Raw genomic sequence first — 20,845 nt, 5'->3', positions numbered from 1 at the left:
TTCGTTAAATCCGGAGGGTATTAGGAGAGGTGGCCGAGCGGCTGAAGGCCCCGCTCTCGAAAAGCGGTATCCTGTCAAAAACGGGATCGTGGGTTCAAATCCCACCCTCTCCGCCAATTAATTCAATTGGTAAGCTATAGTAGAGCTTTGGATAACTCACACATCCCGACATGAACATAGATTCGGATGTTATGCAAAGGTCTTGCTATGAGATAAAACCGGTATACATTTTTTATGGAGAGATGTCCGAGCGGCTGAAGGAGCACGACTGGAAATCGTGTGTGCTGTTAATAGCGGCACCGAGGGTTCAAATCCCTCTCTCTCCGCCATAAAATCACAGGTTTTTAAACCATTCCGTTTCAGCCTTATTCCGAAGCTGTCTTTTTGAGTTAATTAATCAGGTATTTTTTTTTATTATCGGGAATCTTTATTATGTCCTATCTTGTATTTGCCCGTAAGTATCGCCCTCAGAATTTTGATACTGTTGTAGGCCAGAAGCATGTTACTCAGACTCTGGCCAATGCAATATCAACCGGACGTGTTGCGCATGCCGTTTTGTTGTCCGGACCACGTGGCACCGGGAAAACGACTGTAGCCCGTATTCTTGCAAAAGCAATGAATTGCATTGAAGGTCCGACTCCTTCACCATGCAATGTATGCAGATCATGCACGGAAATAACCATAGGAAGTTGTGTAGATGTACTTGAAATAGACGGAGCATCCAACAACGGAGTTGAGAATGTCCGCGATTTAAGAGATAATATAAAATATAAACCTGCTTACAGCAGATATAAAATTTATATAATCGATGAAGTTCATATGCTAAGCACCCAGGCTTTTAATGCTTTGTTAAAAACGCTTGAAGAGCCTCCGCCCCATGTGATGTTCATATTCGCAACAACAGAGCCGCATAAAATTCCGGTTACTATTTTATCAAGATGCCAGAGACATGATTTTAAAAGAATCGGTCTTGATGACATTACCGATCAAATGCTTTATATCTGTAAAAAAGAAAATGTAGATGTTTCTTCAGAAAGCCTTACCGCAATCGCCCGTGCTGCCGGGGGCTGCATGAGGGATGCTTTAAGTCTTCTCGATCTTGTATTGAGCTGTTCGGAAGGCAGGATAAACGAAGAAAATCTTTCCGATATTATCGGACTTGTTGACAGAAGAACAATCTTTAAAATTACCGATGCTGTTTTGAGTGCCGATATCGTGGCGCTGCTTGATGTTCTTGATGATCTTTATCAAAACGGCCATAATTTCAAAGAACTTTATTCGGAAATAACCGAGCATTTCAGAAATCTGATTGTTGTTAAGATGGGTAAGAAGATTGATAAACTGATCAGTTTACCCTCAAGTGAAATAAATTTGATGGTAAAGCAGGTAAAAGATATTCCGGCAACATTTTTGAATCAGATTTTTGATATTCTATACAGGGAAGAATCGGCTATAAGGTTTTCGCCGAACCCCAAACTTGCTCTTGAAATTATTTTTTTCAGAATGCTCCAGGTAAAACCCGCGTTGCCTATAGAAGTTCTTATAGAAAGAATTGACGGTCTTTTAAAAAATATTCCAAGGCAGGATAACAGTGATATTTTAGAAAGCAAAACTGATTATAAACATATCGAAAATGATCGCCCGGAAGAAAAAATATGTGAAAAGGCTGTTGACCCTTATAAAGAAGCAGGATATGAGACCGGTTCAAAAAAATCACAAACGGATGCTGTTTTGGGTGAAAATAATTTACAGAAAATATGGAAAAGTCTTTATAAAGTCATTTCTGAAAAAAATCTTTCGCTTGCCACAAATATGGCAAAATGTTCAATAAAAGAAATTATGGAAAACAGCATTGTAATAGAAGTTGAGGGCAATGGATTTAATTTTGGCAGAATTACCAGTGGTAAAAACCTGGATATTTTAAAGAAGATATGTAATGATTTTTTCGGGAAAAATATTGAGATAGTTTTCGAAAAGAAAATATCGGCAGAAGTTAACACAAATAAAAAAGATAAACCTGCACAACTTAAAGATGATGCGTTAAATAATCCTATTGTTGCAGAGGCGCTTAATATCTTTAATGGCAGCATACATGAAGTAAAAATTTTATAGGAGGGGGTTTTAATGAAGGGACTTGGGAATATGATGAAACAGGCCCAGAAGCTTCAGGCCAGCATGGCTAAATTGCAGGAAGAACTGGGCTCAAAAACTGTTGAAGCAGCTTCCGGCGGAGGCATGATTAAAGTTGTGGCAAATGGTAAACAGCAGATAATTTCAATACGCATAGAAAAAGAAGTTGTCGATCCTGAAGATGTTGAAATGCTTCAGGACCTGATTCTTGCTGCAGTTAATGACGCCTTGACAAAATCCCAGGATATGGTTTCCCAGGAGATGGGCAAATTAACCGGCGGCATGAATATCCCGGGCCTGATGTGATTTTGTTAAAGACCATCTTAATAAGATCAAAGAATTATATAATTTTAATATATTCTGATTATCCGCCTAACAAGCCGGAATAGAGGCAATTTTTTATGCATTACCCTTTGTCTGTTTTGAATCTGATAAAAAATCTTACTAAACTTCCCGGCGTCGGAGAAAAAACCGCCGAGCGCTACGCAATGCATATTCTGCGCTCTTCACAGAAAGAAGCCGAGCAGCTTGCAGCCGATATACTCGATATGAAGCATAAAGTAAGAATATGCAGCAAATGTTTTGCTTTAAGTGAAACTGAAGTGTGTCATATATGCAGCAATCCATCCAGAAATAACTCTTTATTGTGTGTTACGGAACAACCTGCCGACATGGTTGCAATAGAAAAATCCGGGTCTTTTAACGGTCTTTATCATATACTGTCCGGGGTTTTATCTCCGATTAACGGTATCGGCCCGGATGATATAAAAATAAAAGAGCTTATAAAACGAATTGAAGAAGGAAAGATTACGGAGGTTGTTGTTGCCACAAGCACAAGCATGGAAGGTGAGGCTACTGCTTCCTACATTGCTCAGTGTCTTTCAAAATATACTGTAAATATTACACGTATCGCTTCCGGTGTTCCGATTGGCGGGGATTTGAAATATGTTGATCAGGTGACATTGAAAAAAGCTATGGAGACCAGGCATGCGATCTAAACAAGTTGTTTTGCCTGAAGATATATTTAAGTGCACAACCTGCGGCGATTGCTGCAAGGGATATGGTGGAACCTATGTAACAAAGGAAGATATCGTTGCAATTTCAAAATATATAAAAACTGATCCTGACAGCTTTGTCAGTAAATATTGTACCATATCATGCAACAAACCCGTGCTTAAACAGGGCACTAACAAATATTGTATATTCTGGGATAGGATTTGTACTATCCATCCTGTTAAACCGCGCATGTGCAGGCAGTGGCCGTTTATAAAAAGTATTATAGCCGATGTTGATAACTGGTATGTTATGGGCGGTTTATGCCCTGGTATCCATACGGATGTTCCACCTGCTGATGTGCTGGAATGTGTTGCCAGGGAGCTTTCCAAAAAGAGCTGAAATATATATTTACGGTTTCCAGCTTTTTATATCGTTTAGCTTATATACGCTTTTATCTTCCAGATCGGATATTATTTTAAAAAGGATTTTTCTTTCTTCAAGAATTTTAATTCCTTCATAAAGAGCTTCCGGGTTGCCATTCCATACTCCCAGAAGATTCTTTGTGGAGAGAACGGCGCCCTGGTCTGTTAAACCGCAGCATAAAAGATAAACGGAAATAGTTTCAACACTGAGCCCGAGTTTAAAGATCTCCTGATTCATGGAAGGTTTTGCATGGTCATTGTTCACGGGATATTCCTTTGTTTAAGACTTTGGTTATTTATTAAATTTACCTTCTTTTTATGAGTACAACAAATAAAAATCAATATAAAAGGTAATCGGTTATACAAAAATGATAGGAATTTTTGATTCAGGAATCGGCGGATTAACAGTAGTCAAAGCGGTAATGGGAAAAATCCCCGGTTATGATATTATATATTTCGGCGATACTGCCCGGACACCTTACGGCAGTAAGAGTTCCGAAACTGTAATCCAATATGCCATTGAAGATACGGAATTTTTATTAAACAACGGAGCAAATATAATTGTTGTGGCTTGCAATACCGCTTCCAGCGTTGCAACAGACAGTATAGTAAAAAAATTTGATGTTCCGGTTTTTGAGGTTATTACTCCTGCTGTGGAACTTGCCGTTGAGTCTTCAAGAAAAATGTCCATAGGTGTTATCGGTACAAGGGCAACGGTTAAAAGTTGTGTATATGAAAATAAGATTAAGGCTATAAATGCCGGGGCAAAAATTTATTCGGTTGCCTGTCCCCTTCTTGTTCCCCTTGTTGAAGAAGGCTGGATAAACAGGCCCGAAACATCAATGATAGTAAAAAAATACCTTCATTCCCTTAAAGTAAAACAGATAGACACCTTGATTCTGGGTTGCACGCATTATCCGCTTCTTAAGCATATAATTTGCCGCAAAATCGGAAAGAGAGTAAATATAATTGATTCTTCTTTGGGAGTAGCAGATAAGCTTGAAAAATTTCTTCAGGAACACCCTGATATTGGCAGCCGGTTGGGCAAAAACGGAAAATCAAGAATCATCGTATCTGATATAACTGCACAATTTGAAAAAACGGCAAAAGCGACCTTAAGGCGCAATGTTGTGCTTGAGCATGCCAGAATATAATGTTTTAAGCACAATTTCAGGTGTTATTCCATTTAAGCATTTTGGATCTTTGCACTCCTGTTTACCGGTTTCGAAACATGGAATGCAGCCGGTTTGAGATCGTAGGATTTGTACAAAGCGGCCAAACGGCTTCCACCTTTTCGGATTTGAGGGCCCGAATATCAATATTGCCGGAATCCCCATAAATGCTGCAAGATGGCTTATGCCTGAATCATTTCCGATAAATCCCCTGCTTTGTTTTAATAATGGTACTAGCTCTGACAGCTTTGCGGGTCTGTGAATCTTTATATTTGAAAGAAGATTTTTCTTAAATATTTCTGCAAGATCATATTCAGCAGGCCCTATGATAACCTCATAACATATTTTTTTTGAATCGAGATTTTCACAAACATTTATATAATTTGAAACCGGCCAGTTTTTCCTTGTGCTTCCTGATCCCGGATGTATTATTATTTTAGATTCAGTATGTTGCGCTTTTCTGTTTCCAAACTCTTTTGTCAGATAATCGTGATATTGTTTTTCAGGCAGGTTGTCATTATCTATCAGTTTGTTTTGTGCAAGAAACTTTAAGATATAGCTTAAAATATGGATTTCAAGAGTTGCATCAGGGCGCGGAGATATACGATATATCCTTTTTTGAATAATACTGCTTATAGTGTTTTCGAATTCAGCAGAATATGAAAAAAGAAGAATTTCATCGTATGATCTTAATATCTCTGCTGCAACGGAATCAACTTTACCGGAAAATAACGAGGAAAAAAATGCGGCTTCAACAGGATAGGTTTTGTCTGTTATTTTAAGTAAACAGGCTAACTCTCCTATATTTTTATTACAAATAGCATCAATTTGTCGGAATTTTTCTTTAAGCTTTATTATTGCAGGAAACAGCGAAACAATATCTCCAATTGCTCCCTGATGTATGAATAGCAGCTTTCTTTGCATAAGCAATTACCATTGTTATTGTCTTACCATCATTCTTTCAGCGGTTTGCCAGACTCATGATAACGGGACATTACGCTATGGCGGCGGCCGTAAAACAGATAAATCAACATGCCTAATAACATCCACACTCCCAGCCGCAACCAGTTTGCCGGCGGAAGCGAGAACATCAGAATAAGGCAGAATGCCATCCCGAGTAACGGAACTACAGGCACCCAGGGACAGCGGAATGGCCGCTTTGCCTGCGGTTGAATATAGCGCATTACAAGCACTGCCGTACAAACGATTACAAAAGCAAGCAGTGTGCCTATATTTACCAGTTCAGCCAGTATGCCAAGCGGAATGAAAGAGGCCATCGCTCCGACCACAATTCCTGTAATGATGGTTGATTTCCATGGTGTACGGAATCTGGGATGGATGGCGCCGAAAAACTTTTCCGGCAGCAGGCCGTCTCTTGCCATAGCAAGAAGCACACGCGGCTGGCTGAGCATAAGCACCAGGATGACGGATGTGAGTCCTACCACAGCTCCAAGAGAGATGACGAACTGTCCCCAGCGCAAACCAACGGTTTGGAAAGCCGCAGCTATCGGTGCATCAATATCTATCTGGTTATAGGGAACCATGCCTGTGAGTACCATGGCTACTGCTATGTACAGAATCGTGCAGATAGTAAGAGAAGCAATAAGTCCGATCGGAACATCACGTTGCGGATTGCGCGCTTCCTCCGCATGGGTCGAAACAGAATCGAAACCTACGTATGCGAAAAAAATTATTGCAGCTCCTGCAAGCATTCCCACCGGCGCTCCGTCTGCGCCGGTTTGGCCCAGTATTGTTTTTCCAAACAGGCTCAATCCTGTCCATCCGAATGGAGCATAAGGGTGCCAGTTTTTTGTATCTATGTAGAACGCGCCGACGACTATAACCAGCAGCACCACAGCAAGCTTGATTGCTACCATAATATTATTGAAACGAGAGCTTTCCCGTATGCCTATAATCAGCACAACAGTCAGAAACGCCACGATTAAAAGCGCAGGAAGGTCAAATAAGCCTTCGGTAGGAATAAAATTGCCGCGAACAGGATCGAAGTCAAAAGGCGCCTTTGACAGGATTTTAGGTAGATGGATATCAAACATCCCGATAAAATTCTGAAAATACTTAGACCAGCCGTGAGCTACAGAAGCGGATGCCACCGTGTATTCCAGCACAAGATCCCATCCGATTATCCATGCAAACAATTCGCCTAGTGTTGCATATGCATAGGTGTAAGCAGAACCGGCCACAGGCGCCATTGATGCAAATTCGGCATAGCAAAGTGCGGAAAATACACAGGCCATTCCTGACACTATAAATGATATAGGCAACGCAGGCCCTGACTTGTATTGAGCGGCATATCCGGTAATAACAAATATGCCGGCTCCGATAATACAGCCTATGCCAAGGCTGGTAAGCGACCACGGGCCGAGAACGCGCCGAAGGCGGTTATCGCTTTTCATTTCTTCATGCAGCATGCTGAGTGATTTTCGTTTGAATGAATGCTTAAACATGTATATCCTCTTGTATCCGATAGCCAGTAATATTTGATGCACTTGTAAAAACCTGAGTTATAATTTTTGCATGGCCATATCATTTTTATGATCAGATTGAAACAGGAGAATTCTTCTTGAGCGATTTTTGTTATGTATTAAAGGTGTCGTAATTCGAAAGTTGTTTGAAATAAAGCGATTACAAAAGGAATATGGCTGGCATGAAATTAAAGGAATGGAATTGATATGTTGATTGAGCAAATATCTTCAGGTTCAGCTTCTATGGAAATGTTATAGCGTTTGTCATAAAATGTCATGGTTAAGAGGTCATTAAGAATTCTGAATAAACTTGTATTATTGATGCAATCAGAACATTATTCTGACAAACGCTATAAAAATGTTTTTCTAAGCGGGGACAGTGACTACCGGCACTGGCGCATTTTTTACTACCTTTTCCGTAACGCTCCCGAATGCGAATTTCCCTTTCCGGCCTTTTTTTGCCATCACCACCATATCAATTTTTTCTTTACTTATAAATTGGAGAATCTCTTCAGCAGGATCACCGATCGCCACATGCTTTATGTAAAGCGGGCATCCCTTAAGATATTCGGCGCAGATATTATCCAGACGCTCCTTAGCCTTCTTTTCTTCCCAGTCATGAATTTTTTTGATGTGCTCATCATCAAAAATGCCATACCATGGCTCATGAATTCCCAATTCTTCGATGACATAGAGCATATGAATTTCCATCTGATATTTTTGTGATAGAGAAGTTACATAAGAAAGCGCCTTTTCGGCATTACCTGAAAGATCTGTAGGCCATAATATTCTTTTCAGTTCCATATTAATATCTCCTGTAATATCTAATCCGTACATTAGAGCCAATTACAAAACTCTCAACTATGTCATTTCCGAGACGTTAGTTGGAGGGAATCCGGTTTATAACTGTCTGAAGTCATGGATGCCAGACAAAAGCATTCCGGAATGACAAAACGTTTTACAATTAGCTCATTATTTTATAGAAAATTGTTGTTAGGACAGGATGTTGCGCGATAGAACAGTTACTGTAATTTGTAATTTAATCCGGAAATTCAAGAGTGACCGATTTTTCTTCTCCGTCAGCCTTCATTTTGACAACCAATTCTATACTGGCGTTACGTATCCCCAAAGACAAAGGTATTTCTCCCTGGTCCATGTGAGTAATCTTTTTGCATTGTATCAAGAATAATCTCACCAATCGGTTTTCCCGGAGAAGGGAGTTCACTTTTCTTATAGTTGGCGATTACTTTAATTTCACCGTTTTTTGCACGGGTGAGCGTTATTTTTTCAGCACTGTCATTTATGCCATGAAGTGCGGCAAGGGCCAGCCATTTCAGCGCCGCTTCCTGCTTATCAGTATCTCTTGCCAAATCCGACAATTCTTTAAGCGGGTCATTTGTAGCATAGCAATCGCATAGTTCTTGAACTTTAAGGTGCAAGTTCTGTGAATCTTTCATAAAGAATCTCCTTTAAAATTTTATTTCCATGCAGACACTATAGCAAAGTATTAAATCAAACAATCAATCTGATAATATCTATGAAAAAAAATATTATTTTGCCGAAGTCGCTTTATATTTCGCATAAAGATCATGAAGCCTCTTTTTCAGCACCTTGATCTTATTGCTGTCATCCTGAGAAGCCCACTTTGGTTCACTGATTGAAAAAAGGCTGTTGCCGATTTCATCAATTACATGTTCAGTAGCCTCACACCATTCCAATGTACATATATCCTGCATCTGTGCGGCTTCGTCGATATCTTTTTCAAGCATGTTCAAGGATTTTTCCAGATTGTTGATAAACACTCTCCAGCTTTCTATCATATGATCCTGTACGTTTGAATATAAATACTCTTCTGATTGCGGCATATTATCCTCCTTGTTTTTTTGATATTTGATTAATTGTATCTTGATTATACTTAAGTATAGAATAGGAGAAATATTACTGTTGTCAAGAGGAACCGGAGGTGATCAGGACAGTTTCATGCAATAATTAGTTATATATTCAATAAGATGAAAATATATAACTATATGGGATTTAATGGTTTAATAAATATTCAGCAAATCACTTCCGAGGGAACCGTCCAGGGCTTCAGAGGGAATAACATCAAATTTCTCAGGTTCCCAATTTGAAATGGCGCCTTGACCCTCTTAATAAATTATTCTTCACGGTCTCCAAGAAGATCCGGATTAATGGCCAGTACGAGATGACCCCAGTTCTTACTGCGTGACGAGCCGGACTTGGTTATCTGTCTGCGGGTGCCTTTGAGAAACAGTATTATGGATTAAAACAAGCGGCATAAACAACACATTATTGAAACTTCTTGACATATATATCTCATATCATTAATTTCCAGAAAGAAATTAATATATGTTAATCACAGCGCAATAACCGGAGAAAAAACAATGGCAGATTTTATATATCAGGAAATGTTTCCTATAGGAAAAGATGAAACCGAATACAGGCTTCTCACAAAAGATCATGTTTTAACCGATAGCTTTGGCGGCAAAACAATAGTAAAAGTCTCACCCGAAGGGCTTTCTTTTCTTTCCGAGCAGGCATTTAAAGACGTTTCCCATCTTTTAAGATCCTCTCATTTAAAACAGCTTTCAAATATTTTAAATGATCCCGAAAGTTCGGAAAACGACAGATATGTTGCTCTTGAGATGATTAAAAATGCCGTTATTGCAGCCGAAGGAGTTTTTCCTCTTTGCCAGGATACCGGCACTGCCATTGTGCTTGGAAAAAAAGGGCAACAGGTATGGACGGGATTTTCCGATGAAGAGGCCATATCAAAAGGTGTTTTTAACGCTTATACAAAAAACAATCTGCGTTATTCCCAGAATGCTCCTCTTACAATGTTTGATGAAAAAAACACCGGCTGCAATCTTCCTGCCCAGATTGAACTTTATGCTGTTGAAGGCGACTGCTACAAGTTTCTTTTCATTGCAAAAGGAGGAGGATCGGCCAACAAGACATATCTGTTCCAGGAAACCAAAGCAACGCTTAGCCCGGAAAAGCTGCTTGATTTTATGGAAGCCAAGATGAAAACTCTGGGAACGGCGGCATGCCCTCCTTATCATCTTGCTTTTGTTGTTGGAGGAACATCTGCTGAATTGAATCTAAAAACGGTAAAGCTTGCTTCCGCAGGCTATCTGGACGCACTGCCAACAAAGGGAAATCTTTCGGGGCATGCTTTCAGGGATATTGAACTCGAAGAAAAGCTTTTAAAAGTATCGCAGGAGCTTGGAATAGGAGCGCAGTTCGGCGGCAAATACTTCTGCCTTGATACAAGAGTAATACGCCTTCCGAGACATGGCGCATCATGTCCGATAGGTGTTGGTGTTAGTTGCAGTGCAGACAGAAACATCAAGGCCAAGATCACAAAAGACGGCATCTTTCTTGAAAATCTTGAAAAAAATCCGGCACAATATCTTCCGCTTTTAAAAGAAGCCGAATCAGGTGCAATTTCGATTGACCTTAACAGGCCAATGGATGAAATCAGAGCTATACTAAGCAAACATCCTGTTGCGACAAGATTGCTTCTTTCGGGAAAAATTGTGGTAGCAAGAGATATTGCACATTCAAAACTTAAAGAACGACTTGATAAAGGAGAAGGCCTTCCGCAATATTTCAAAGATCATATAATTTACTATGCAGGCCCTGCAAAAACACCTCATGGATATCCATCCGGTTCCTTCGGGCCAACAACTGCCGGAAGAATGGATTCCTATGTTCCCGAATTTCAAAAGCACGGCGCATCAATGGTCATGCTTGCCAAGGATAACCGGTCCAAAGCCGTAACCGAATCATGCAAAAAATACGGTGGCTTTTATCTCGGCTCTATTGGCGGCCCTGCGGCAAGACTGGGAAAAGAATGTATTACAAATATTGAAACCATAGAGTATCCTGAGCTTGGAATGGAAGCCGTATTCATGATTACGGTAAAAGACTTTCCCGCATTTATAATAGTAGATGATAAGGGAAATGATTTCTTTGAGAAACTGCTTGGTTAATTTTTGTGCCGGGCTTTGGGCCTGGCACAGGAGTTATCTTCATTTCTGTTTTTTTAATAAATCAAGCTTTCGCATTTTACTTCTAAGAGTATTTGGATTTATATTAAGAAGCTCGGCTGCTCCTCCTGGCCCGTTAATTTTACCCCCTGTATGCTTCAGCACTTTCCGAATATGTAATGACAAGGCTTCTTCCAAGTCCAAAGGCTCGTTTTTATCCGCCGGAGATGTATGATTTTCTGAGCTAACTTGCGGGAAAATAATCTTGGCAATTTCTTTTAAGTAGAGAATAACTTTGCCTTCAGCATCATTTTCTTTACTATAAACCGGCTGATCAAAAATATCAGATTCTGCTTTTTTGAATATTGTGTCTTCAAATATAAGCGGGCCTGAAATATTTTTACCCTGATATTGAATTAAAATCCGTTCAACATAGTTTTCAAGTTCACGCACATTGCCTGGCCAGCTATAGGCTTTCAGCTGATCAATGGCTCTCGGGTCAATGGTTGGAGGAGAAGATATATTCCTTTCAACGGATTTTCGATTTATAAAATAGTAAACCAGGTCAGCAATATCATCTCTTCTTTCCCGTAAAGGTGGTATTTTGATGGGAAACACATTCAGCCTGAACCAGAGATCTTCTCTGAACCGGTTTGAATTTACCATATTTTTCAGATCCCTGTTTGTGGCGGCAATAATTCTTACATCAACAGGTACAGGCACAGTACCGCCAACGCGTTCTATTTTCTTTTCCTGAAGCACCCTCAAAAGTCTCACCTGTGCTTCCTGCGGTAATTCCCCGATCTCATCCAAAAGAATGGTTCCTTTGTCGGCACGCTCAAACCTGCCGCGTTTTTGAAACAATGCTCCGGTAAAAGCGCCTTTTTCATGTCCAAAAAGCTCGCTGTCAATAAGGGTTTCCGGTATTGCACCGCAATTTACCTTAATAAACGGCTGATTTTTTCTAGGCGATGAATAATGGATGGCGTTTGCGATTACTTCCTTGCCTACGCCGGTTTCGCCAAGCAGAAGCACAGGAATATTTACAGGAGCAACCTGTCTTGCCATATCAAAAACCTGTTTCAGGCCCGCATCCTTACCTATGATTTCATCCCCTGAAATACGAAGCATCTCTTTATAAAGATACCTGTTATCATCGGCAAGCATTTCTTTTAATTTCAATACCTCATGATGTCGAAAAGCGTTTGACATGGCAATGGCAAAAGGATCATGCAACATTGATAAAAGGTGGGCGTGTTCACTTTCATATTGGCCTGATCCGATTAAATAAGTAATAAGGGCAAATAATCTTTTATCCTGTATCTTGAGAGGGAGGACCATGAGAGCCATATCCGGCCTATCGATTAATTTTGAAACTACATTAAGGCTTGACGGATACATCTCAGGTTTGTTTACGATTAATACATCCTGAAGACTGGACCAATGCTTTTCAACTTCCGATCCAATTTCCGGTAACAATGGAATAATTTTATTCATTTTTTCTATTTTATAGCGACTGACCTGAGCCAGTGTTTCTACGGCAGGCATGCCCGGCTCACCCAGCACCAGACTCATTCCGGTTAATGGAATAAATTGTTCTAAATATTCCAGCGCCTTCCACATAGCGGTTTCGATATCCAAGCTTCCGCATATCCGCATTGTTGCCTGACGGAAAAATTCGTTAGCATCTATGTCCATAGAATCCTCTTTATACTATGCAATTACGGAAAGAATATAAGACTAATACTAACCATATATCACATCTTTGCGTTAAATATAAATATAAATATTTCTATTAAAAGATAATCAATTTACTGTATTTATAACTAATTGTAATATAAACATATTATTATTTGGCACGATTTAAGCAGTAATACTTATCCAAGATGGCGGCTACTATATTTTCGGATTTTTAATATACGAATATTATAAACCATAGAGCGACTTTTAAATTATTGGAGGAGAAAAAATGACTGACGAAAAAAGAAATTTACCGACAAGGTTGGGAAACAGGCCTCTTGAGAAACCAGAAGATGCGGAACCGATCCTGCCGGTAGATCCGCCGGCAAAATGGGATCATGAAGCTGATCTGGTAATAGTGGGATCAGGAGGAGGAGGTCTTGCAGGCGCCCTGTTAGCCAAAGACAAAGGATTCTCTGTAATCCTTATAGAGAAGATGGATAGCACAGGCGGAACCTCTCAATATGCCGGCGCCTTTTATGCTTACAACAGCAGGGTCCAGAAAAAGAAAGGAATAGAATGGGATGCAAATGAGGTTGCCATGGGAAGCCTCTTTGAAACAGGTTATACGGGCAACATACATTTATTTCGTAACATGATAGAAAAGAGTGGCGAAGTCGTCGACTGGATAGAAGATCAGGGTTTCGAATGGGAGAATGAGATAGCCGGATACCCCGCAGTTACTTCCAGAGGCGGCCATCAGAGATTATGTTACATTCCAATGACGGAACTTATGAACTTTTTAGCCAAAAAGTGCAAAGAAAAGGGTGTGAAGTTCATGGTTAATACTCAGGTAGACGCCCTGGTGAGAGATAACGGCAGGATTGCGGGGGTGAAAGCTACGGTCAATCCGGAGGGAACCACTGTTTTCGTAAAAGCAAAAAAAGCTGTGCTTATGGCGGCCGGCGGTATGCAACACAATCTAAGCTTGCTTAAGAAATATGCGCCCTCAGTATATAAGGGAGTCGGCAGTGTATCGATGTCTCTGCCGTGCAATACCGGAGAATGTTTCAGGATGGGGCTTGGAGTGGGAGCCGATGTGGCAGGGTTTGATTCGTGCACCTGTTTTGAAGGGGGAATAGACCACAGAACGGAAAATGGCGGCCCCTGGTTTAGATTTTTATATTCCGGAGATGTTCAGCTGTCGAGGGCTCCGTGGCTGCACTTAAACAAAGCGTGCGAAAGATTTATGATGATGGGCAACAATTTAGGCCAATACATGCTTAGACCACCGGCAATGATGTCGCAGCCCGGGGGTAGGGCCTATGTCATTTTCGATAACAAATACGAAGAAAATATCTGGAAGATTCAGGACGATGTCCCATTGGGCTTATCCTGTAAACGCCCCCTTACGCCGGATGTGCCGGGAAACGAAATAATTACCAGAAATGAGACTCTTGCCCCTAAAGACTGGCGATTGGCTGTGAAAGAAGCAATCGATGTGAAGGTAATAAAAGTGGCCGATACATTGGAGGAGTTAGCTGAAAAATTAGGCCTGGATAAAGTTTTATTCAAACAGGCAGTAGAGAAGTGGAATAAATACTGTGATGCCGGCGAGGACCCCGAATTCGGCACACCTGCCCGTTTCTTAATCCCGATAAAGCATGCTCCATTCTATGGGTTGAAAGCCGGTGGCAGTACGGGGCCGATGGGCACCGGCCTGAGGACCAATCCTGACATGCAGGTATTGGATAAGGACCAAAAACCCATTCCAGGGCTATATGCCGCATTTTTCACGGCCGGTGGAAGTATCGGAGAAGGCAGAACTCCGATGGGCTTTGGTCTTCTGGGGGGTTGCAGTATGTCTACTACCTCAGGTTATACTGCTGCTCAACATGCTGTATCACAAAAATAAAATAGGAAGGGAAAACTATTATGAAGCTGGTAGATGGAAACGGTGGAACAATAATGCAGGTAAAAACGATGAAGCGTCAGGACGAGCGACTCGTTGTCCGGGGTATGGCGATGGGCGGCATGCCCATGACGGCCTTTGTTAAACCCGAGGAGTTGTGGAGCGCTTTCCATCTGCTCAGCTGGGATATTGTAAAATATATGCCCGTCATGCTTTGGAAAGGGTTTCAACGAAGCCGGATTCTTAAAAAAAAGAAATAGCCGGCAACAACCTGTTTAGCTTCGTCTCAATGAGAAAGTAATCAAATAGCGCCGGACTCTTTTTATATAAATGGAGGATTTTAGAATGGAAGGGCAATTCAATTATTTGTTTACTCCTATTTAAGATTGGAACAAGGACCATTAAGAACAGGATATATTTCGGACCTCACGGAACTATGTTTGCCGATAAAGATTACATAATGGATGACAGATACGTTGAGTATTTAAGAGCCAGAGCAAAAGGCGGCGCAGGACTCATAATAGCCGGAATGATGACTGTAATGGAAAATGCAAGAGATTTGGCCGGCATTCAGGAGATACATGACAAAAGAGTAGTTCCCATGCTTCGCAAACTTGCAGAGGCGGTACACAACGAAGGCGCTACGGTTTTGGTACAGCTTTGTCATACAGGAAGGGAGTCTGATCCTGAGCTGAGCCGTCTTCCGGCCTGGTCGCCATCTGCAATTCCTTCATGCGCAATGTTTCGCGATGTGCCCAAGGAGATGGAAGAAGAAGATATTCATGAAGTAGTGAGGGCGTTTAAAAGAGCTGCGTCATTTGTAAAGGAAGCCGGTTTGGATGGAGTGGAAATTCATGGAGGTTCAGGCTATTTGCCTCAGCAGTTTATGTCGTCTGTCACAAATATAAGGACGGACGAATATGGAGGAAGCCTCGAAAACCGGCTGAGGTTTCCCATTGAAGTGATTGATGCAGCTCGTAATGCTATAGGAAACAATCTGATTCTGGGAATAAGGCTTTCAGGCGATGACTTTATACCGGGAGGAAACGGCATAGATGACTATAAGGAAATAGCCCGGCAATTTGAAGCAACCGGAAAGATAGATTTTCTTCATGTAGGCGGTCCGTTCTATGAAGGCATATATGGTCTGGGTATGGGCATGCAGGTTCCTTTGGGCTTTTATACTCCGCATGCCGTAGGATTCAAGGAGGTTGTTGATCTTCCGGTGCTAAACGATTTCAGGATCAATGATCCTGTTCAGGGCGAAAAGATCCTGGCCTGATGGCCAGGGTGATATGGTTGGTATGATTCGGGCTCTTATAGCCGATCCTGAGCTTCCCAATAAAGCCAGAGAGGGAAGAACGGAAGAAATCCGTTCCTGTATTGCCTGTGATCAGGGTTGCATAGGACGTGTTTTTAAAGGAAAGCCTATGACCTGCCTTCAGAATGCTACGGTTGGTCTTGAGAAAAAAAACGGATTAATTGAGCCGTCATCAATAAAAAAGAAAGTGCTGATTGTTGGCGGAGGCCCAGGAGGTATGGAAACAGCCCGTGTAGCAAGATTGAGAGGCCATGAAGTAATTCTTTATGAAAAGGAAAAAATACTGGGCGGTCAGGTGAATATAGCTGTGAAAGCTCCGGGCAGAGCTGAATTTGGAGGAATTACCAGATATCTTGTCAAACAGATGGAGTTACTTGGGGTTAAGGTTAATCTTGGAGTTACTGCAACCTCTGAGCTGGTAGCAAAAGAGAATCCTGATGCAGTGGTTATAGCAACAGGCTCAAAGCCATATAAACCGCCCATTCCCGGAGCCGATCAGAGCAATGTGGTCAGCGTCCGGGATGTTTTTCTGAGAACGGTTTCTGTAGGAGAAAAGGTAGCTGTAATTGATAGCGGAGAGGCTCACTGGCCATGCTGCAGTACGGCTGAGTATCTGGCTGAAAGGGGCAGGCAGGTCGAGAGATAATAACGCCTTTATTGTTTGTGGGTATGGAGCTTGCTTCGACAGCGGATTTGATGCCTTTTTATATGCGGGTTCGTGCAAAAGGCGTGGAATTCAGTCCAAATATGCTCCTGATAGGAATCTCGGGAAATACTTTAACGGTTTTTGATATATATGCCGGAGTTATATCAAAGAAAGAAGGAATTAATACTGTAGTACTTGCTGCCGGGAACCGTGCAGATGATCAGCTTTATAAAGAGTTAAAAGGAAAAGTAAGGCAGCTTCACAGGGTAGGTGATTGCGTATCTCCAAGAAGAGCGCTTGAAGCTATTTATGAAGGTTACAATCTGGGAAGAATATTATAGCGATATAAAAAGGAGGATCAACATGGAATTTTCAGGAGAAACAACATTAAAGGAAGTAATGGAAAATGAAAAAAGTAAAGCAGTCATGGAGAAACATATTCCGGGATGCTCAAATAGTCCAATGCTTAAAATGGGATACAGCATGTCATTGGAACTGATAGCAAGTTTGCCTCAAGCCGGTATAAGTGCTGAGACATATAAAGCAATACTCAATGACCTCAGCAAGTTATAAATAAAATCAACAAGGAAATTAGCCATGAATTTGCCTATGCAATCTTCAGCAAAAAGTGAAATAAAAACTAATGTTGTTGTAATAGGCGGGGGGCATAATGGCCTTGTTGGATCATGCTATCTGGCAAAGGCCGGATACAAGGTAGTAGTAGTTGAGGCGCAAAAAAATATCGGGGGCATGACCTCATCCGGCCCTTTTATCAAGTCAGCTCCCGATCATATAATTCATCCATGTGCAGTGGATACCATATTTATAAGAACATCGGGCATAATTGACGATCTGGATTTGAAAAATCACGGCTTTAGTACTATCGATACTGATCCTTCCTTTGCCTATCTTGCTCCCGATGGAGAGTCGATAGCTTTTTGGCGTGATCCTGTAAAAACTGCAGATGAAATCAGGAGATACTCTCCTTCTGATGCAAAAGCATATCTTGAATTTGCCGATACACTTGAGGCACTGCTTAGTGTTGCTCTTCCAATGATGCGCACAGATTCCCGAAGGCCGTCATTTAAAGATATTTTCAGCACGATTCGTTCATCAATATCAAATCGTCGCCGGCTCGGAGAAATAGGCGCTCTTGCTCTGGGTTCGGCCGATCAGGCTGTTGCCGAATGTTTCGATCATCCTCTTGTTGTTTCGGCTCTTTTGGGACTTGCCGGAGGTGCAGGTCCAATAGATGCAGACGGCAGCGGGCTTGGCCATATTATTGCTGCTCTTTTACACAAGGTAGGTGTCGGACGACCGGTTGGCGGCATGCAGTCATTATCCGATTCTCTCAAAAGATGCTTATGCAAGGATGGTGGAACAGTATTGACAGGAACACCGGTAGAAGAAATTCTTGTTGCCAAAGGGCAAGCGGAAGAAGTTCGCCTTGCCGACGGGCGCATTATAAGAGCTGATTGTGTGCTGGCGGCCTGTGATCCAAGAACGGCATTGGGGCGACTATTACCCGATGGAGCCTTAGACAAACGGATGAAGGCACGCGTTGAACATATTCCTGCAAATGCCCGTGGAGCAGCGCCAATGAAAATCGATCTTGCTCTCAGAGGACGGGTAGAAATATCCAAACATCAGAAGCTTAGAAAAGATAATGTCGATCTGCGAAAACCGGCATTACTTATCGGAACGGCAGAAGATATCCGATCTTCGTTTACAAGCTCCATACGGGGGGAGTTGACGCCCGATCTTTACTTCTGGGCGGCTATCCTAACTGCGTGTGACCCGACTCAGGCACCTTTCGGCCAGGATGTTTTATACCTGTATCCGCCTGCGGTTCCTGCATATCCTGCTGAGGGTTGGCAGGTTTTACGTGAAAAGGCGGAAAATATCATAATATCCGGAGCAAGCAGCTATTTCGACAATCTCGATTCGCTTGAGATAGGACGATGGGTTGAAACGCCTGTGGACTTGGGAGCACGGACCGGGGCTTTTAACGGATGCGTTACCCACGTAGACTTTGCTCTTCTTCGCTCAGGCCCCTTGCGTCCGGCCTGGGGGCTGGGCGGATACGAAACCCCTGTAAAAGGTCTTTTTTTAGGAGCTGCCGGATCACATCCGGGCGGCGGTGTTTCCGGAATACCGGGTAAGCTTGCATCAGTAAGGATGCGCCGGTACCTTGACCGGATAAGCTAATAAAGAACAAGAGAGGAGGTAGAATGACAAACGATTTAGCAATGGCTTCCGGCTTGGGTGATCCTCTGGTTCCCTGGATTTTTGAAATTGTGCTACCGCTGATCTGGCTGGGTATAGCCGCCTTTCACTTCAACCGCACGCGTCGCACCGGGGCACTCTCTTTATCTGCACTGCTTTTTTTAGGTGGCACGACCATGTGGTGGCAGGAGTGGTATGCTGACTGGGCAGCATATTTACTCTTCAACTATAATTTTGCTCAGATTCCATGGGGGCCGACAGCCTGGACTGCCCCAAGCAAACCCTGGGCGGTTATTCCAAGCTATGGCTGGTACTTTGGTATAGTCTTTGCCCTGCTTGTCATGCTTGCGGGACCGCGTAAGAAAAGCCCGACCATCCTGGAGTTCGTTGCGTGCTACTGCTGTTGTCGTTATTCCGATCTTCTATTTATGGGATTTGGCTGTAGAAGGAAGTTCCGCCGCACCGGGCTGGTTCAGCTATACAAATATTGTTGGCCCGGCGCTGATGACGGCGCGTGGTAATTTCCCCCTGGTATGGCCGATCTTATATTTTGTATTTTTCGCCGTTATGGTGGTCTGGCTTTTTGTCCAAAAAGATGCGGCCGGCACCTGGCCGCATGAGCGTTTGTTCGGCGTGCATCGCATGGCTTCCGGTGCTAAGCGTGAATTTGTCCGCTTTCTGGTCTGGTCGCTTACTATGAACGTTATGTTCTGGTTTATATATAATTTGCCTACATGCTTACTGCGCGTCGCTTTTGGCGGATCGAGCACACTTGTACCTTAATTATAAATAAGTAGTAAAAAGTAAAAACAAAGAGTGAGTGATACTCAACAACTATTATACAACAAAGGAGACAAAAAAACATGGGTATTAAACTAGGAAAAATGAAAGGGGCAGGGCCCTATTACGGAAAATCGCTGGATGAACTGAATGCCAGTCTGAGTTGGGGTCCTGAAGAGGAAAGAGAGATAGAGCGTTATTGTGAGAAGATTCATAATAATATCAAAGAAGAAGAGATGACGCCTATGGAACGCTTCAAGGCAACTATGGAAGGCAAGGAAAGAGACCCGTCTTCTCGTTGAGGCGTTTTTTTTCCCGACCTATGCCCTGCGTACCTTAGACGAGTTTGCCGATGCAGTTAAAGCCATCGATGCTTATTTTTATCCAAAGCTGCTGGTTAAATCTCATCTGGCAACTACAGCTCGCTATAAGTTTGACACAATGTTTTGCGCACCCATTTCTTACGGTGAAAATTTATTTGGTTGGGATTCAATGTTTATTGAAAACGGAAACCCTGTTCATGATGGAGACATGATGATCAAGACAATCGAAGACCTGGAAGGTCTTGAGTCGCCCGATCCAACCAAGCATGGCATGTTTGCCCAATATCTCTGGTTTTGCCAGGAAACAAGAAGGATATTTGACAAATACGAATTAAGCAAGCTTATACCCATCGAAGGGTGTAATTAAAAGTGTTGGGTTTAGAAGATAAGCGTTAAGTGAAGTTATATTTAACCCTACAACGATATTTATGTTTTAACCAATTGTCCGGGCCTCTTTTTTCTATGGGACAGATAGGCTCGATAGTTTTTCTTTTGAATCCGGTCTATCAAAGCGATTACCGCGTCGCAATCAAAACGCCTTATTGGCAAAACACTCCGATCAAAATCTTAAGCTGCGACAGCGTAACTGCTGGTGCTTTTTTCCCCCAATCTGAGCTTTATATGCCAGAGGAAAAAGTGGGCCAGCATGCATGTCATCATGTGGTGTACCCATCCTGGAAATTTGCGCACCTCATAGTGGTCCATTCCGATTTCTGTTTTAGTTTCTCCAAAACACTGCTCTAT

The 20,845-nt window shown here is 42.1% G+C and carries 23 protein-coding genes and 2 tRNA genes; 18 read left to right on the top strand and 7 right to left on the bottom strand.

Going from position 1 to position 20,845, the window contains the following annotated elements; translation table 11 throughout:
- The first annotated feature begins 23 nt into the window (after window positions 1-23).
- From VXK47_RS17735 to VXK47_RS17710, 6 genes are all read left to right on the top strand, one after another.
- Window positions 24-116, top strand: a tRNA-Ser gene (locus VXK47_RS17735).
- Window positions 117-236: 120 nt separating this feature from the next.
- Window positions 237-329 (top strand) — tRNA-Ser (locus VXK47_RS17730).
- A 103-nt stretch (window positions 330-432) separates the two neighbouring features.
- Complete coding sequence (gene dnaX, locus VXK47_RS17725; RefSeq protein ID WP_435550116.1) at window positions 433-2,112, top strand: DNA polymerase III subunit gamma/tau; 1,680 nt, start codon at window positions 433-435, stop codon at window positions 2,110-2,112.
- Between the two features lie 12 nt (window positions 2,113-2,124).
- On the top strand, window positions 2,125-2,436 hold the full coding sequence (locus tag VXK47_RS17720; RefSeq protein WP_435550115.1) for a YbaB/EbfC family nucleoid-associated protein: 312 nt from the start codon (window positions 2,125-2,127) through the stop codon (window positions 2,434-2,436).
- 95 nt (window positions 2,437-2,531) lie between these two features.
- On the top strand, window positions 2,532-3,128 hold the full coding sequence (recR, locus tag VXK47_RS17715; RefSeq protein WP_435550114.1) for a recombination mediator RecR: 597 nt from the start codon (window positions 2,532-2,534) through the stop codon (window positions 3,126-3,128).
- Entirely contained in the window at window positions 3,118-3,525 is a 408-nt protein-coding gene (locus tag VXK47_RS17710) for a YkgJ family cysteine cluster protein (RefSeq protein WP_435550113.1), read from the top strand. The genes recR and VXK47_RS17710 overlap by 11 nt, the downstream gene beginning before the upstream one ends.
- 9 nt (window positions 3,526-3,534) lie before the next feature.
- On the opposite strand, the gene VXK47_RS17705 is transcribed toward VXK47_RS17710, so the two are convergent.
- Complete coding sequence (locus VXK47_RS17705) at window positions 3,535-3,813, bottom strand: hypothetical protein (protein WP_435550112.1); 279 nt, start codon at window positions 3,811-3,813, stop codon at window positions 3,535-3,537.
- Between the two features lie 103 nt (window positions 3,814-3,916).
- On the opposite strand from VXK47_RS17705, the gene murI reads away from it, so the two are divergent.
- Entirely contained in the window at window positions 3,917-4,702 is a 786-nt protein-coding gene (gene murI / locus VXK47_RS17700) for a glutamate racemase (protein ID WP_435550111.1), read from the top strand.
- On the opposite strand, the gene VXK47_RS17695 is transcribed toward murI, so the two are convergent.
- From VXK47_RS17695 to VXK47_RS17675, 5 genes are all read right to left on the bottom strand, one after another.
- On the bottom strand, window positions 4,664-5,644 hold the full coding sequence (locus tag VXK47_RS17695) for a glycosyltransferase family 9 protein (protein WP_435550110.1): 981 nt from the start codon (window positions 5,642-5,644) through the stop codon (window positions 4,664-4,666). The two genes, murI and VXK47_RS17695, sit on opposite strands and share 39 nt — an antisense overlap.
- Window positions 5,645-5,673: 29 nt before the next feature.
- Window positions 5,674-7,185: an amino acid permease gene (locus VXK47_RS17690; protein ID WP_435550109.1), complete on the bottom strand. Its 1,512-nt coding sequence runs from the start codon at window positions 7,183-7,185 to the stop codon at window positions 5,674-5,676.
- A 384-nt stretch (window positions 7,186-7,569) separates the two neighbouring features.
- On the bottom strand, window positions 7,570-8,007 hold the full coding sequence (locus VXK47_RS17685; RefSeq protein WP_435550108.1) for a universal stress protein: 438 nt from the start codon (window positions 8,005-8,007) through the stop codon (window positions 7,570-7,572).
- A 311-nt stretch (window positions 8,008-8,318) separates the two neighbouring features.
- Window positions 8,319-8,660 carry a hypothetical protein gene (locus VXK47_RS17680; RefSeq protein WP_435550107.1) on the bottom strand — a complete coding sequence of 114 codons (342 nt, stop codon included), beginning with the start codon at window positions 8,658-8,660 and terminating at the stop codon, window positions 8,319-8,321.
- 93 nt (window positions 8,661-8,753) lie between these two features.
- Window positions 8,754-9,068 carry a hypothetical protein gene (locus VXK47_RS17675; RefSeq protein WP_435550106.1) on the bottom strand — a complete coding sequence of 105 codons (315 nt, stop codon included), beginning with the start codon at window positions 9,066-9,068 and terminating at the stop codon, window positions 8,754-8,756.
- A gap of 537 nt (window positions 9,069-9,605) precedes the next feature.
- On the opposite strand from VXK47_RS17675, the gene VXK47_RS17670 reads away from it, so the two are divergent.
- Window positions 9,606-11,216 (top strand): fumarate hydratase, encoded by a 1,611-nt coding sequence (locus tag VXK47_RS17670; protein ID WP_435550105.1) that lies wholly within the window; start codon window positions 9,606-9,608, stop codon window positions 11,214-11,216.
- Window positions 11,217-11,255: 39 nt separating this feature from the next.
- Here VXK47_RS17670 and VXK47_RS17665 read toward each other — a convergent pair whose 3' ends face one another.
- Entirely contained in the window at window positions 11,256-12,911 is a 1,656-nt protein-coding gene (locus VXK47_RS17665; RefSeq protein ID WP_435550104.1) for a sigma-54 interaction domain-containing protein, read from the bottom strand.
- 271 nt (window positions 12,912-13,182) lie between these two features.
- On the opposite strand from VXK47_RS17665, the gene VXK47_RS17660 reads away from it, so the two are divergent.
- The 10 genes from VXK47_RS17660 (at window position 13,183) to VXK47_RS17615 (ending at window position 20,468) form a co-directional block, all read left to right on the top strand.
- A complete protein-coding gene (locus VXK47_RS17660) occupies window positions 13,183-14,808 on the top strand; it encodes an FAD-dependent oxidoreductase (protein ID WP_435550103.1) in 1,626 nt (541 codons plus the stop codon).
- A 20-nt stretch (window positions 14,809-14,828) separates the two neighbouring features.
- The gene (locus VXK47_RS17655) at window positions 14,829-15,065 is read left to right on the top strand and encodes a hypothetical protein (protein WP_435550102.1); all 237 of its coding nucleotides are present in this window, start codon (window positions 14,829-14,831) and stop codon (window positions 15,063-15,065) included.
- A gap of 77 nt (window positions 15,066-15,142) precedes the next feature.
- A complete protein-coding gene (locus VXK47_RS17650) occupies window positions 15,143-16,087 on the top strand; it encodes a hypothetical protein (RefSeq protein WP_435550124.1) in 945 nt (314 codons plus the stop codon).
- On the top strand, window positions 16,053-16,772 hold the full coding sequence (locus VXK47_RS17645; protein WP_435550101.1) for an FAD-dependent oxidoreductase: 720 nt from the start codon (window positions 16,053-16,055) through the stop codon (window positions 16,770-16,772). The genes VXK47_RS17650 and VXK47_RS17645 overlap by 35 nt, the downstream gene beginning before the upstream one ends.
- Window positions 16,773-16,822: 50 nt before the next feature.
- Window positions 16,823-17,113: a hypothetical protein gene (locus tag VXK47_RS17640; protein ID WP_435550100.1), complete on the top strand. Its 291-nt coding sequence runs from the start codon at window positions 16,823-16,825 to the stop codon at window positions 17,111-17,113.
- 22 nt (window positions 17,114-17,135) lie between these two features.
- A complete protein-coding gene (locus tag VXK47_RS17635) occupies window positions 17,136-17,345 on the top strand; it encodes a hypothetical protein (protein ID WP_435550099.1) in 210 nt (69 codons plus the stop codon).
- A 24-nt stretch (window positions 17,346-17,369) separates the two neighbouring features.
- Window positions 17,370-18,980, top strand: coding sequence for a phytoene desaturase family protein (locus VXK47_RS17630; protein ID WP_435550098.1), 1,611 nt, complete (start codon window positions 17,370-17,372; stop codon window positions 18,978-18,980).
- 23 nt (window positions 18,981-19,003) lie between these two features.
- Window positions 19,004-19,519 carry a hypothetical protein gene (locus tag VXK47_RS17625; protein ID WP_435550097.1) on the top strand — a complete coding sequence of 172 codons (516 nt, stop codon included), beginning with the start codon at window positions 19,004-19,006 and terminating at the stop codon, window positions 19,517-19,519.
- A 342-nt stretch (window positions 19,520-19,861) separates the two neighbouring features.
- Window positions 19,862-20,080 (top strand): hypothetical protein, encoded by a 219-nt coding sequence (locus VXK47_RS17620; protein ID WP_435550096.1) that lies wholly within the window; start codon window positions 19,862-19,864, stop codon window positions 20,078-20,080.
- 190 nt (window positions 20,081-20,270) lie between these two features.
- Complete coding sequence (locus VXK47_RS17615; protein WP_435550095.1) at window positions 20,271-20,468, top strand: hypothetical protein; 198 nt, start codon at window positions 20,271-20,273, stop codon at window positions 20,466-20,468.
- The last annotated feature ends 377 nt before the right edge of the window (window positions 20,469-20,845 follow it).

It is taken from the genome of Desulfobacterium sp. N47, assembly GCF_051233685.1.
Classification (GTDB): domain Bacteria; phylum Desulfobacterota; class Desulfobacteria; order Desulfobacterales; family RPRI01; genus RPRI01.
Note: the sequence above shows the minus strand (reverse complement) of the source record. Positions and strands in the feature narration are given on the sequence as shown.